We start from the raw sequence: 13,785 nt of genomic DNA, 5'->3' as shown, positions 1-13,785 counted from the left end.
GCCGGTGGCATTTATGCCACCGCTAAATAAATTCATCTAACTTTATGGCGTATTTCTGGAGATACCCTATGAGCACCCCTGTACCGATTAAACTGCGAACCTATATTGGTTACGGCATGACGGACCTCTTTTCCAGCGGCGCATTTTCCATTATTGCGGCGTGGTTAATGTATTTTTTTACCAACTTTTCGGGTTTGACGCCCATTCAGGCAGGATCGATTCTATTTATCGCCAAAATTATCGATACCTTCGTTAGCCCCTGCGTTGGCTATCTTACCGATAATATCGGGAATACCCGGTTAGGCCGTCGTTTTGGTCGCCGACGCATCTTCCTGCTGCTGGGCGCAGTGCTGGTTTATGTCTATTCACTGCTGTGGATCCCCGGCATGCCCTATCTTTACTATCTGGTGGTCTACCTTTCCATAGAGATCATCGGTGCGCTGGTCATCATTCCCTGGGAAACCCTCGCTTCCGAAATGACCGACGACTACAAGCAGCGCAGTATTCTGTCCGCCGTTCGTCTGTTTTATGGCGGTTTCAGTACCTGGCTCGCGACCTTCTTACCGGGACGTCTGTTTGCACATTTCGGTACGTCGGACAGCAAAGTTTTCTTCATTAACGCCGTCATTTTCTCCGTTATTTTTATGGTAGCTCTGCTGGTCACCTGGTCCACCACCTGGGAGCGTAAACAGGAAAGCACGGCAGATGCCCCTAAAGCGCGCAGCTTCAGCATAAAACATATTTTTACGGATATGGCTTCTACGCTACGCGTGCGCTGCTTCCGCCAGCACCTGACCATGTACGTGCTGTCGTTTACCTCACTCGATCTGTTCTACACGGTATTTATCTATTTTATTATCTACTCGCTGAACAGCACTTCGGTGATGGCCTCAAACCTGTTGGCGGTGGGTATTTTCCTTACCGGCTGGAGTAACGCGCTGATGGCGTGGATGGTGATCCGTTATGGCCAGACCTGGAGCCTGAGAATCTGCCTGACCGTCAGCATGTTGTGCTTTTTTGTCTTTTCCGGGTTCTACTTCTGGAAGCCTTTATTGATGCTTCCCATCATGTACGTCACTTCGCTTATCTATCAGTTCTTCAAGGGTGGCTACGTCTATATTATCTGGAATATTTATCCTTTTATTCCTGATGTCGATGAATTGGTCACACGCCAACGCCGCGAAGGTGTTTTTGCTGGCGTGATGACGCTTGCCAGAAAAAGCACCTCAGCGCTGGCTGGAATGTTAATTGGCATCGTACTGCAAGCCGTCCATTTCGACGCGACCAGCAGTACTCAATCCATCACCACTATTCACGGGATTACTGCCCTGTTCTTTTTTGGCAACGTCATTTTGTTACTGCTCAGCACCATTATTGCGTTCCGCTTCAAGCTGTCGAAAGAGAATCATCAGATAGTCAAAAATGAAATTGCACGTTTGAAAAATGGCGGTTCGTTAAGCGATACGGCTCCTGAAACGAAGGCGGTACTGCACACCCTGACCGGCCTGCCGCATGAAAAATTGTGGCCCGAAAAATAACCTACTCTCATCCGAATTCAGTCGTATCGGAAATATAATTTAAATTCATAATGGATGAAAAGAATGAAAAATATCACCTTACTATCGACTGCTATTAGCCTTGCTCTTATGAGTACCTCTGCATCAGCAATGAAAATTACAGATTCCTGGGTTAACTTTCGTGAAGCTTATATGTCCGGGAGCGAACAATTCCAGACAAAAATAGAATACGGAATGAAATTGGATGACGACCTCTATTTCAGCATTCAGAATACTTCCGGGCAAGGTAAGCACTTTGATGAATTTAATAACCGCTATAATGAAATTGAATCCAACTATAAGATCCCACTTGCTTCACGCCTGTTCTTCTGGCCCGGTTTCGTTTTTAACTGGGGTTCTAACGGCAGCGCCTTTGATCCCTACGTCAAACTTGGCGTGCAGGTGACTGATAACTTCATGCTCATTGCAGGCTACCGCTATAACCAGAACAATTATCAGAGCTTCGACTATAACGGCGATTACACCGAAGATTCCAACCAGGAAGTTAACATCTGGGCCGACCTCAATGTCACCGACCGAATCTGGATGGAGTACAACTTTACCTATCATAAACGTGATGAAGATTATCGCTACGGCAATGGTTCGACCGAGAACTACGAGCATACGTTAGCGTTAAGCTACAAAATTGACGACCACTTTACGCCTTATATTGATGTCGCTTATCTGGATAAAGCCAGCGACGGCGATGACGAAAACCGGGTACGTATAGGCGTGTACTATCATTTCTGACGTTCTCATCACCCGGCAGCCTGGCGCTGTCGGGTGATGTGCACAAATGCCACATCACACGCCCGCCCGAAAACGGAATCGATAAAAAAATCCGCATAAAAATGAAGATTCATCAATAACAGAAGATTCTACGTACGTATTTTTTAGTATTCATTAAGCCCTATTGCATTATTTCTTCCAGAGGCTGAAAAAGCCTTGCACCCGTGCGCCCTTTACGGCATTTTTTTAGTCATGCAAAGGCAACGCGATAGCGCAACGCCACACAACAACACAGCACAACAGGGTTAACGGAGAAGTCTATGTGTTCTATTTTTGGTGTACTGGATATTAAAACTGACGCGGGCGAGCTGCGTAAAAAAGCGCTTGAGCTCTCCCGCCTGATGCGCCACCGTGGCCCGGACTGGTCCGGTATTTACGCATGCGATAAAGCCATTCTTGCGCATGAACGTTTGTCGATTGTTGACGTGAACGCCGGTGCCCAGCCGCTGTATAACGAAAAGAAAACGCACGCTCTGGCGGTCAACGGTGAAATCTACAACCATCAAGCCCTGCGCGCTGAATATGCCGATCGCTATCAGTTCCAGACCGGCTCTGACTGTGAAGTGATCCTCGCGCTGTACCAGGAAAAAGGCCCCGAGTTCCTTGACGATCTGCAGGGCATGTTCGCCTTCGCGCTGTATGACAGCGAGAAAGACGCCTACCTGATTGGCCGTGACCATATCGGTATTATCCCGCTGTACATGGGCCATGATGAATTCGGCAACTTCTATGTCGCCTCAGAAATGAAGGCGCTGACTCCGGTTTGTCGCACCATTCAGGAGTTCCCGGCAGGCAGCTACCTGTGGAGCAAAGACGGCGAAATTCGTCAGTACTATCAGCGCGACTGGTTCGATTACGACGCGGTAAAAGACAACGTCACCGACAAAAATGAGCTTCGTCAGGCGCTGGAAGAATCCGTGAAAAGCCACCTGATGTCCGACGTTCCTTACGGCGTGCTGCTGTCCGGCGGTCTGGACTCTTCGGTTATCTCGGCTATCACCAAAAAATTCGCCGCCCGTCGCGTCGAAGATCAGGAACGCTCTGAAGCCTGGTGGCCGCAGTTGCACTCTTTCGCCGTCGGTCTGGAAGGTTCACCTGACCTGAAAGCCGCGCAGGAAGTGGCTAACCACCTCGGCACCGTGCACCATGAAATTCACTTCACCGTGCAGGAAGGCCTTGATGCCATTCGTGATGTTATCTACCACATCGAAACCTATGATGTGACCACCATCCGCGCCTCCACGCCGATGTACCTGATGTCACGTAAAATCAAAGCGATGGGCATCAAAATGGTGCTGTCTGGCGAAGGTTCTGATGAAGTGTTTGGCGGCTACCTGTACTTCCATAAAGCGCCGAACGCCAAAGAACTGCACGAAGAGACCGTACGTAAACTGCAGGCTCTGCATATGTATGACTGCGCCCGTGCCAACAAAGCGATGTCCGCCTGGGGCGTGGAAGCACGCGTGCCGTTCCTGGATAAAAAATTCCTCGATGTGGCAATGCGCATCAACCCGCAGGACAAAATGTGCGGCAACGGTAAAATGGAAAAACACGTGCTTCGCGAGTGCTTCGAATCCTATCTGCCGGCAAGCGTGGCGTGGCGCCAGAAAGAGCAGTTCTCTGACGGCGTTGGCTACAGCTGGATTGATACGCTGAAAGAAGTGGCGGCAAAACAGGTGACCGACCAGCAGCTGGAAACCGCACACTTCCGTTTCCCGTACAACACGCCGAGCTCAAAAGAAGGCTACCTGTACCGTGAAATCTTTGAAGAGCTGTTCCCGGTGCCGAGCGCTGCGGAATGCGTACCGGGTGGCCCGTCCGTAGCATGTTCCTCTGCGAAAGCCATTGAGTGGGATGAAGCATTCAAAACCATGGACGATCCGTCTGGCCGTGCGGTAGGCGTGCATCAGTCTGCTTATAAGTAAGCACGATGTTTTAATAGCAGGGCCCCGATGGCGACATCGGGGCCCTGCTTCTTTCCGCTGTCGGCAAACCCACGTTTGCAGTGATAACAATCAATTCTTAAACCGGTGCCAGAACCCACTAGCCAACGCACTGTGAAGGGTCTATTTTACGTTTGGGATAACGGTAAATAGCCAATAATTGCCGAATAATGCGCCAGGCTGTTCGCAACCTAACCAAACAGTCACATTCCGGTGAATTTCATTGAAAAAGGTGTTGACGGTCCAGGGCTCAATACGCATAATGCGCCCCGCAACGCCGATAAGGTAACGCGAAAAAAAGATGGCTACGTAGCTCAGTTGGTTAGAGCACATCACTCATAATGATGGGGTCACAGGTTCGAATCCCGTCGTAGCCACCATCTTTTTTGCGGGAGTGGCGAAATTGGTAGACGCACCAGATTTAGGTTCTGGCGCCGCAAGGTGTGCGAGTTCAAGTCTCGCCTCCCGCACCATTCACCAGTAAGCGTTGCACGGATGGGGTATCGCCAAGCGGTAAGGCACCGGTTTTTGATACCGGCATTCCCTGGTTCGAATCCAGGTACCCCAGCCATTTTTCTTCGATATTTGCGGTTAACCGCGACGGTATTGGGGTATCGCCAAGCGGTAAGGCACCGGTTTTTGATACCGGCATTCCCTGGTTCGAATCCAGGTACCCCAGCCATCGAAGAAAACAATTTGGCTACGTAGCTCAGTTGGTTAGAGCACATCACTCATAATGATGGGGTCACAGGTTCGAATCCCGTCGTAGCCACCATATTCCGGAGTGCCGGGTTTACCCGGTTATCCAAAAACAATTTGTTGGGGTATCGCCAAGCGGTAAGGCACCGGATTCTGATTCCGGCATTCCGAGGTTCGAATCCTCGTACCCCAGCCAATTTTAAAAGTCGTTCACATCAGTGAATGCACCCGTTGGGGTATCGCCAAGCGGTAAGGCACCGGATTCTGATTCCGGCATTCCGAGGTTCGAATCCTCGTACCCCAGCCAAATTTTAAAGCTCGCTTCGGCGAGCTTTTTTTGTTTTTGTCCTTTCCAGAATGTCATGAGCCTGATGAGCAAAGAGCCATCAGGCAACGTGCCGGATGGCAGCGCTGCCTTATCCGAACTACAACTACAATCCCAGCGCGTACTTCAGCGCCTGACGTTTCAATACGCCCGCCCGCTGTGCCGCCATTAACCCCACATTACGCAAAACCCGCAGCGGGCCGAGATCGTTGCTGAAACCGGCGTAGAACAGATCCATGCCGCTTTGCATCAGCAGATTGTCCACCCGACGGCGCGACTGATAGCGTTCGAGCACCGGCAGGCTAGCCCAGTCTTCGCCGACGCTGCGTGCGTTCGCCAGCACGTCCAGCAGCGCATCAACGTCGCGGTAGCCCAGATTCACACCCTGCCCCGCCAGCGGATGAATGGTATGCGCGGCGTCGCCTACCAGCACCAGCCCCGGCTGCACATACTGCAACGCATGGCGGCGCGTCAGGGGGAAAGCTCCTGCCGCCACCGGCGTAACATTTCCTAAACGCGCCGGAAAATGCGCACTGATTTCTCGCTGAAGCTGCGTCATCGACAGCGACTGTAGCTGGCGAATGCGCGCCGGGGTGTCGTACCACACCAGCGAAGCCCAGTTATCGTAAAGCGGTAAAAAGGCACGCGGCCCGGTCGGTGTAAACTGCTGCCAGGTACTGTCACCCGGTTCGTTTTCGGACTTCACGGTGATCAGCATACAGGATTGTGGATACTGCCAGCCATGCACGCCAATACCCGCCAGTTGCCGCACCTGCGACTGCGCCCCGTCGGCACCGACCACCAGAAGAGCAACAATCTCGGTGTCATCCGCCAGATGCAGATGCTGGCCGTGTATTTCTTTTAACGCACTGCCGTGCAGCAGCGTGACCTGCGGATGCGCCTCCAGCGCCTGCCACAGCGCCAGCTGTAGAACATTGTTCTCGACCATATAGCCGAGGTTTGGCAGCTTCAGCTCGGCGGCGTCGAATACCACATGCGCAGTCTGCCACTCCCAGGTCTCAAGACGCCGCCACGGATGCGCGCGCATTGCCAGTACGGCGTCCCAGACCCCCAGGCTGCGTAACAGCTGCACAGACGCGGCGCTGATGGCGGAAATGCGCACGTCCGGCTGAGCCGTAGGATCAAATGCCGGAGGCGGCGCTTTATCCAGCACCACAACCGAAAAACCATTCTGCGCCAGACCTAACGCTAACGCGCCGCCGACCATCCCACCGCCGATAACGGCGACGTCAGTATGTCGAATTGTCATCATTTATTATCCTTAAAGCCGAATCCCTTAAGTTTACCGGACTTTTGCCCTTTACGGCGAATATCCGCCAGGCTGGTCACAACCGCGTCAAAGCATTACAATACGCGCCCGGCAATGTTGGCTATTCATAATTGAGCAAGAGCAAGGCGATGACAAAAAAACTCCATATTAAAACCTGGGGCTGTCAGATGAACGAATACGATTCATCAAAGATGGCCGATCTGCTGGATGCCACTCATGGGTATCAACTGACTGAAAATGCAGCAGAAGCCGATGTCTTGCTGCTGAACACCTGCTCAATTCGAGAGAAAGCGCAGGAGAAAGTCTTTCACCAGTTAGGCCGCTGGAAATTAATCAAAGCCAAAAATCCAAAGGTCATTATTGGTGTCGGCGGCTGCGTTGCGTCTCAGGAAGGCAAACTCATTCGCCAACGCGCCCACTACGTAGATATTATTTTCGGGCCGCAAACGCTGCACCGTCTGCCAGAAATGATTGACGCCGTACGCAACAATCGTCGCCCGGTGATTGACGTCAGCTTCCCGGAAATCGAGAAGTTTGACCGTCTGCCTGAACCGCGCGCCGAAGGCCCGACCGCATTCGTTTCCATCATGGAAGGCTGTAACAAGTACTGCACTTACTGCGTGGTGCCGTATACCCGTGGTGAAGAGGTCAGCCGCCCTTGCGACGACATCTTATTTGAGATTGCCCAACTGGCCGCTCAGGGCGTGCGTGAAGTCAACCTGCTGGGACAGAACGTTAACGCCTGGCGCGGTGAGAACTACGACGGCACCACCGGCTCCTTCGCGGAACTGCTGCGCCTGGTGGCCGCCATTGACGGGATCGACCGCGTGCGCTTCACCACCAGCCACCCGATCGAGTTCACCGACGACATCATCGAAGTCTATCGCGATACGCCGGAGCTGGTGAGCTTCCTGCACCTGCCGATTCAGAGCGGTTCCGACCGCGTGCTGAACCTGATGGGCCGCCCGCACACCGCGCTGGAGTACAAATCGATTATCCGTAAGCTGCGCGCCGCGCGTCCAGATATTCAGATAAGCTCCGACTTTATCGTCGGTTTCCCGGGAGAAACGACCCAGGACTTCGAGCAGACCATGAAGCTGATTGCCGATGTGAACTTTGACGTGAGCTTTAGCTTTGTCTTCTCCGCGCGTCCAGGCACGCCGGCAGCCGATATGGTCGACGATGTACCGGAAGAAGAGAAAAAGCAGCGCCTGTACATTCTGCAGGAGCGTATCAACCAGCAAGCGATGGCCTGGAGCCGCCGTATGCTTGGCACCGTCCAGCGTATCCTGGTGGAAGGTACCTCGCGTAAAAGCATTATGGAGCTGACCGGGCGCACTGAGAACAACCGCGTGGTCAACTTTGAAGGCACGCCGGACATGGTCGGTAAGTTTGTTGATGTGGAAATCATCGACGTCTACACCAACTCCCTGCGCGGCAAACTGGTGCGTACCGAAGATGAGATGGGCCTGCGTGTGGTTGAAACGCCGGAGTCAGTCATTGCGCGTACCCGCAGAGAGAGCGACCTGGGCGTAGGAATCTACCAGCCTTAATCTTCATGGCCCGTCAACTCTGGCGGGCCTTGTATTTCCTCCTGCCACCCCCATATTTATCGCAATGCTTGCGCCTTTTGACTGCGGCGTGAATAATTCCTTTACGAGCCAAAGACGCGTGTCCTACGGCTATACAGACATAAGAGGAACAGTTTGAACATAGACACTCGCGAAATTACCCTGGAGCCTGCAGACAATGCCCGTCTGCTGAGCCTGTGTGGCCCGTTTGATGACAATATCAAACAGCTGGAGCGACGACTGGGCATCGAAATCAACCGCCGCGATAACCATTTCAAACTGACGGGACGCGCCATCTGCGTGACCGCCGCTGCTGATATTCTGCGTAACCTGTATGTGGACACCGCCCCGATGCGCGGCCAGATTCAGGACATTGAGCCAGAGCAGATCCACTTGGCGATTAAAGAAGCGCGCGTGCTGGAACAGAGCGCCGAGAGCGTGCCGGACTACGGCAAAGCAATCAATATCAAAACCAAGCGTGGGGTGATCAAACCGCGTACGCCTAACCAGGCGCAGTACATCGCCCACATTCTCGATCACGATATCACCTTCGGTATCGGCCCGGCAGGTACCGGTAAAACCTACCTGGCGGTGGCGGCTGCGGTCGACGCGCTGGAGCGTCAGGAAATTCGCCGTATTCTGCTGACCCGTCCGGCGGTTGAAGCGGGCGAAAAACTCGGCTTCCTGCCAGGCGATTTAAGCCAGAAGGTTGACCCGTATCTGCGCCCGCTGTACGACGCGCTGTTTGAGATGCTCGGCTTCGAGAAAGTTGAGAAGCTGATGGAACGTAACGTCATCGAAGTCGCGCCGCTGGCCTACATGCGCGGCCGTACGCTGAACGATGCGTTTATCATTCTCGATGAAAGCCAGAACACCACCATCGAACAGATGAAGATGTTCCTGACACGTATCGGGTTTAACTCTAAAGCGGTTATCACCGGCGACGTCACCCAGATTGACCTGCCGCGCAGCACCAAATCCGGCCTGCGCCATGCTATCGAAGTGCTGGCCGAAGTCGATGAAATCAGCTTTAACTTCTTCCACAGCGAAGACGTGGTGCGCCACCCGGTGGTTGCCCGCATCGTCAACGCCTATGAGGCGTGGGAAGAAGCCGATCAAAAACGTAAAGCCGAGCTGGCCGCAGAACGCAAACGCGAAGCTCAGGCGCAGGAGCAGAAATGAGTCAGGTGATCCTCGATCTCCAGTTGGCCTGTGAAAATAACACCGGTCTGCCAGAAGAAAGTCAGTTCCAGGGCTGGCTGGATGCCGTTATCCCGCAGTTCCAGGAGGAATCAGAAGTGACGATTCGCCTGGTGGATGAAGCTGAGAGCCATGAACTGAACCTCACCTATCGCGGTAAGGATAAACCGACCAACGTGCTCTCCTTCCCGTTTGAAGCGCCACCGGGTATGGAGATGCCGCTGTTGGGCGATCTGATCATCTGCCGTCAGGTGGTGGAGCAGGAAGCCGCTGAGCAAGGCAAACCGTTGGAAGCCCACTGGGCGCACATGGTTGTCCACGGCAGCCTGCATCTGCTGGGCTATGACCACATCGAAGATGAGGAAGCGGAAGAGATGGAAAGCCTCGAGACAGAGATAATGCTTGCTCTGGGCTATGAGGATCCGTACATTTCCGAGAAAGAATAAAGCGTTGGGCTGCGGCCCAATGTTTTTCCATGCCGTCCGGCGCTGAATTTACGCGCGACGAGCGACAGTTTAATCAACATGAGAACCCAAACGACGCCATGAGCGACGACAATTCACACAGTAGTGACACAGTAAACAGCAAAAAGGGATTCTTCTCCCTCTTACTCAGCCAGCTTTTCCACGGTGAACCGAAAAACCGTGACGATCTTCTGGCGCTGATCCGTGATTCCGGGCAAAACGAGCTTATCGATGAAGATACGCGCGACATGCTCGAAGGGGTAATGGATATCGCCGACCAGCGCGTCCGCGACATCATGATCCCGCGCTCCCAAATGATTACCCTGAAACGCAACCAGACCCTGGACGAATGTCTTGATGTGATCATCGAGTCCGCCCACTCGCGTTTCCCGGTTATCAGCGAGGACAAAGATCACATTGAAGGGATTCTGATGGCCAAGGATCTGCTGCCGTTTATGCGCAGCGATGCCGAAGCTTTCAGCATGGATAAAGTGTTACGCACCGCGGTTGTCGTACCGGAAAGCAAACGGGTTGACCGTATGCTCAAGGAATTCCGCTCCCAGCGCTACCATATGGCCATCGTTATCGATGAGTTTGGCGGCGTTTCGGGCCTGGTGACTATCGAAGACATTCTGGAGCTTATCGTCGGCGAAATCGAAGACGAGTATGACGAAGAGGACGATATCGACTTCCGTCAGCTCAGCCGCCACACCTGGACGGTGCGCGCGCTGGCCTCTATCGAAGACTTCAACGACGCCTTCAGCACCCACTTCAGCGATGAAGAGGTCGATACCATCGGCGGGCTAGTGATGCAGGCCTTTGGTCATCTGCCGGCGCGTGGGGAAACCATCGACATTGATGGTTACCAGTTTAAGGTGGCGATGGCTGACAGCCGTCGTATTATTCAGGTTCATGTTAAGATTCCGGACGATTCCCCCCAACCGAAACTGGACGAATAATCTCCATGGCATTTGCCTCATTGCTTGAACGCCAGCGCATTCGCCTGCTGCTGGCGCTACTTTTCGGAGCCAGCGGTACGCTGGCTTTTTCTCCTTATGACATCTGGCCTGCGGCGATTATCTCGCTGATGGGTCTGCAGGGGCTGACGCTCAACCGTCGCCCGGTGCAGGCGGCGGCCATTGGTTATTTCTGGGGCTTTGGCCTGTTTGGCTCCGGTATCAACTGGGTTTATGTCAGTATCGCGCAGTTTGGCGGCATGCCCGGCCCGGTCAACGTCTTCCTCGTGGTGCTGCTGGCGGCTTATCTGTCGCTGTATACCGGCCTGTTTGCTGGTGTTCTGTCGCGGCTGTGGCCGAAAGCGAACTGGCTGCGCGTGGCGATTGCTGCGCCGGTTGTCTGGCAGTTGACCGAATTCCTGCGCGGCTGGGTGCTGACCGGTTTCCCGTGGCTGCAGTTTGGCTACAGCCAGATTGACGGCCCACTGAAAGGGCTGGCGCCGCTGATGGGCGTGGAGGCGATTAACTTCCTGCTAATGATGGTAAGCGGCCTGCTGGTGCTGGCGCTGGTCACCCGTAACTGGCGTCCGCTGGTCATCGGCGTGGTGCTCTTTGCCCTGCCCTTCCCGCTGCGCTATATCCAGTGGTACACCCTGCAAACCGACAAAACCACTCAGGTTTCGCTGGTCCAGGGGGATATTCCGCAGGCGTTGAAGTGGGACGAAAACCAGCTGCTGAATACGCTAAAAGTCTACCTCGACGCTACCGAGCAGGTGATGGGCAAATCGCAACTGATTATCTGGCCGGAGTCGGCGATTCCGGATCTGGAAATCAACCAGCAGCGCTTCCTCAGCATGATGGACGATCTCCTGCGCGCCAAAGACAGTACGCTGATTACGGGCATCGTCGATTCGCGCCTCAACAAGCAGAACCGTTACGACACCTACAACACCATTATCACGCTGGGCAAAGACAGCCCATACAGCTACGAATCCAGCAACCGCTATAACAAGAACCATCTGGTGCCGTTTGGCGAGTTTGTGCCGCTGGAGTCTATTCTGCGTCCGCTGGCGCCGTTCTTCGACCTGCCAATGTCATCCTTCAGCCGTGGGCCGTACATTCAGCCGCAGTTGCAGGCGCATAATCTGAAGCTCACCGCCGCGATCTGCTACGAAATTATTCTCGGCCAGCAGGTGCGCGACAACTTCCGCCCGGACACTAACTTCCTGCTAACCATCTCTAACGATGCGTGGTTTGGTAAGTCCATCGGCCCGTGGCAGCACTTCCAGATGGCGCGGATGCGCGCGCTGGAGCTGGCGCGCCCGCTGCTGCGCAGCACCAACAACGGCATTACCGCCGTCATTGGCCCGCGCGGTGAAATTCAGGCGATGATCCCGCAATTTACCCGCCAGGTGCTGACCACCAAAGTCACGCCGACCACCGGCCTGACGCCGTACGCGCGAACCGGTGACTGGACGGTGTGGGTGATTACCGTACTGTTCGGCTTTGGCGCGCTGGTGATGAGCCTGCGTCAACGCCGCAAATAAAACATTGTACTATCGAATGTAGGCCGGATAAGGCGGTACGCCGCCATCCGGCAGTTGTATCGCACCGAGCCTGATGGCGCTACGCTTGTCAGGCCAACAACCTCTCCCCACCACCAAAACCTCATTCTGGCACGCCAATTGCTTAATATAATCAAGAGGCTGCACATTCCCTACCGGCGCAACTAAGTTGCACCACAACACAGCATCGGTAGCACCATTATTGTGCAAACTGCGATTTTTGCCTCAAAGCGGTGCGGCACGCTTCGCAAAAATAAACAATAAAGCAGCAAAATCTTTACATTAAGCCAAACTAAATGCTAACAAACACAGATAACGCTGCACGCTAAAGACGCAGTGATAACAACACAACATTCACAATGGGTTCAATGCGGCAACGTCGCAGAGGATGAAGGAGTTGGATATGCAATTACGTAAGCTTGCCACAGCAATGCTGGTTCTGGGGATGTCTGCCGGCCTGGCGCATGCGGAAGATGCGGCACCCGCCGCGGGCGGAACGCTCGCTAAAATCGCTAAAAACGGCGTGATTGTCGTCGGTCACCGCGAATCATCCGTACCATTCTCCTATTATGACAACCAGCAGAAAGTGGTCGGTTACTCTCAGGACTACTCCAACGCCATCGTTGATGCCGTGAAGAAAAAGCTCAACAAACCGGACCTGCAGGTGAAATTGATTCCAATCACCTCGCAGAACCGTATTCCACTGCTGCAAAACGGTACCTTCGATTTCGAATGCGGCTCCACCACTAACAACCTTGAGCGCCAGAAACAGGCCGCTTTCTCTGACACCATCTTCGTCGTCGGCACCCGCCTGCTGGTGAAAAAAGGCGGCCCGATTAAAGACTTCCCGGATCTGAAAGACAAAGCCGTTGTCGTCACCTCCGGTACCACCTCCGAGATTCTGCTGCACAAGCTGAATGACGAACAGAAAATGAATATGCGCATCATCAGCGCCAAAGATCACGGCGACTCTTTCCGTACCCTGGAAAGCGGCCGCGCAGTGGCCTTTATGATGGATGACGCGCTGCTGGCTGGCGAACGTGCAAAAGCCAAGAAGCCGGATAACTGGGAAATTGTCGGCAAGCCGCAGTCCCAGGAAGCCTACGGCTGTATGCTGCGTAAAGACGACCCTGAGTTTAAAAAGCTGATGGACGATACCATCGCTCAGGCGCAAACCTCCGGCGAAGCCACCAAATGGTTTGAAAAATGGTTTAAAAACCCGATTCCACCGAAAAACCTGAACATGAACTTTGAACTCTCAGACGAGATGAAAGCGCTGTTCAAAACGCCTAACGACAAAGCACTTAACTAATAAAAAATACGGGGCGGAAGAATCTGCCCTCTCGATTGTGGTTCAGCACGGACAGACTATATGTCAGGTGGTCGTTCCCCACCTGGCCTGAATACCGCAAAACGCTGTTCAACA

General features: G+C 53.6%; 10 protein-coding genes and 7 tRNA genes. 16 read left to right on the top strand and 1 reads right to left on the bottom strand.

Translation table 11 applies throughout. From position 1 onward, the window contains the following. Positions 1-68 precede the first annotated feature (68 nt). From K7B04_RS12285 to K7B04_RS12240, 10 genes are all read left to right on the top strand, one after another. Positions 69-1,538 carry an MFS transporter gene (locus K7B04_RS12285; RefSeq protein WP_167576401.1) on the top strand — a complete coding sequence of 490 codons (1,470 nt, stop codon included), beginning with the start codon at positions 69-71 and terminating at the stop codon, positions 1,536-1,538. Positions 1,539-1,592: 54 nt separating this feature from the next. Further along, on the top strand, positions 1,593-2,306 hold the full coding sequence (locus K7B04_RS12280; protein ID WP_346015166.1) for an oligogalacturonate-specific porin KdgM family protein: 714 nt from the start codon (positions 1,593-1,595) through the stop codon (positions 2,304-2,306). A gap of 299 nt (positions 2,307-2,605) precedes the next feature. Then, positions 2,606-4,270 (top strand): asparagine synthase B, encoded by a 1,665-nt coding sequence (gene asnB, locus K7B04_RS12275; protein WP_064548273.1) that lies wholly within the window; start codon positions 2,606-2,608, stop codon positions 4,268-4,270. A 321-nt stretch (positions 4,271-4,591) separates the two neighbouring features. After that, positions 4,592-4,668, top strand: a tRNA-Met gene (locus K7B04_RS12270). Positions 4,669-4,676: 8 nt separating this feature from the next. After that, positions 4,677-4,761, top strand: a tRNA-Leu gene (locus K7B04_RS12265). Positions 4,762-4,784: 23 nt separating this feature from the next. After that, a tRNA-Gln gene (locus tag K7B04_RS12260) sits at positions 4,785-4,859 on the top strand. A 36-nt stretch (positions 4,860-4,895) separates the two neighbouring features. Beyond that, positions 4,896-4,970, top strand: a tRNA-Gln gene (locus tag K7B04_RS12255). A gap of 16 nt (positions 4,971-4,986) precedes the next feature. Next, positions 4,987-5,063 (top strand) — tRNA-Met (locus tag K7B04_RS12250). A 45-nt stretch (positions 5,064-5,108) separates the two neighbouring features. Then, positions 5,109-5,183: transfer RNA gene (locus tag K7B04_RS12245), tRNA-Gln, on the top strand. A 36-nt stretch (positions 5,184-5,219) separates the two neighbouring features. After that, positions 5,220-5,294: transfer RNA gene (locus tag K7B04_RS12240), tRNA-Gln, on the top strand. 124 nt (positions 5,295-5,418) lie between these two features. Here K7B04_RS12240 and ubiF read toward each other — a convergent pair. After that, on the bottom strand, positions 5,419-6,582 hold the full coding sequence (ubiF, locus tag K7B04_RS12235; protein ID WP_163446155.1) for a 3-demethoxyubiquinol 3-hydroxylase: 1,164 nt from the start codon (positions 6,580-6,582) through the stop codon (positions 5,419-5,421). A 149-nt stretch (positions 6,583-6,731) separates the two neighbouring features. Here ubiF and miaB point away from each other — a divergent pair, with 149 nt between their 5' ends. From miaB to K7B04_RS12205, 6 genes are all read left to right on the top strand, one after another. Continuing rightward, complete coding sequence (miaB, locus tag K7B04_RS12230; protein ID WP_065355523.1) at positions 6,732-8,156, top strand: tRNA (N6-isopentenyl adenosine(37)-C2)-methylthiotransferase MiaB; 1,425 nt, start codon at positions 6,732-6,734, stop codon at positions 8,154-8,156. A gap of 153 nt (positions 8,157-8,309) precedes the next feature. After that, on the top strand, positions 8,310-9,356 hold the full coding sequence (locus K7B04_RS12225) for a PhoH family protein (RefSeq protein ID WP_064548269.1): 1,047 nt from the start codon (positions 8,310-8,312) through the stop codon (positions 9,354-9,356). Next, positions 9,353-9,820, top strand: a complete 468-nt coding sequence (gene ybeY, locus K7B04_RS12220) for an rRNA maturation RNase YbeY (RefSeq protein WP_163446137.1) — start codon at positions 9,353-9,355, stop codon at positions 9,818-9,820. The genes K7B04_RS12225 and ybeY overlap by 4 nt, the downstream gene beginning before the upstream one ends. Positions 9,821-9,918: 98 nt before the next feature. After that, the gene (corC, locus tag K7B04_RS12215; protein ID WP_064548409.1) at positions 9,919-10,797 is read left to right on the top strand and encodes a CNNM family magnesium/cobalt transport protein CorC; all 879 of its coding nucleotides are present in this window, start codon (positions 9,919-9,921) and stop codon (positions 10,795-10,797) included. 5 nt (positions 10,798-10,802) lie between these two features. Then, positions 10,803-12,341, top strand: a complete 1,539-nt coding sequence (gene lnt, locus K7B04_RS12210; RefSeq protein WP_223802173.1) for an apolipoprotein N-acyltransferase — start codon at positions 10,803-10,805, stop codon at positions 12,339-12,341. 421 nt (positions 12,342-12,762) lie between these two features. Next, positions 12,763-13,671 (top strand): amino acid ABC transporter substrate-binding protein, encoded by a 909-nt coding sequence (locus K7B04_RS12205; protein ID WP_064548262.1) that lies wholly within the window; start codon positions 12,763-12,765, stop codon positions 13,669-13,671. Positions 13,672-13,785: the final 114 nt, after the last annotated feature.

The organism is Kluyvera sp. CRP (assembly GCF_019930565.1).
Classification (GTDB): Bacteria; Pseudomonadota; Gammaproteobacteria; order Enterobacterales; family Enterobacteriaceae; genus Kluyvera; species Kluyvera georgiana_A.
This window is presented reverse-complemented; position numbering and strand designations above follow the sequence as displayed.

Coding starts and splice junctions, on each gene's coding strand:
- corC (WP_064548409.1), top strand. CDS start 9,919: ATGAGCGACGACAATTCACACAGTAGTGACACAGTAAACAGCAAAAAG.
- K7B04_RS12280 (WP_346015166.1), top strand. CDS start 1,593: ATGAAAAGAATGAAAAATATCACCTTACTATCGACTGCTATTAGCCTT.
- ybeY (WP_163446137.1), top strand. CDS start 9,353: ATGAGTCAGGTGATCCTCGATCTCCAGTTGGCCTGTGAAAATAACACC.
- K7B04_RS12205 (WP_064548262.1), top strand. CDS start 12,763: ATGCAATTACGTAAGCTTGCCACAGCAATGCTGGTTCTGGGGATGTCT.
- asnB (WP_064548273.1), top strand. CDS start 2,606: ATGTGTTCTATTTTTGGTGTACTGGATATTAAAACTGACGCGGGCGAG.
- lnt (WP_223802173.1), top strand. CDS start 10,803: ATGGCATTTGCCTCATTGCTTGAACGCCAGCGCATTCGCCTGCTGCTG.
- miaB (WP_065355523.1), top strand. CDS start 6,732: ATGACAAAAAAACTCCATATTAAAACCTGGGGCTGTCAGATGAACGAA.
- ubiF (WP_163446155.1), bottom strand. CDS start 6,582: ATGACAATTCGACATACTGACGTCGCCGTTATCGGCGGTGGGATGGTC.
- K7B04_RS12285 (WP_167576401.1), top strand. CDS start 69: ATGAGCACCCCTGTACCGATTAAACTGCGAACCTATATTGGTTACGGC.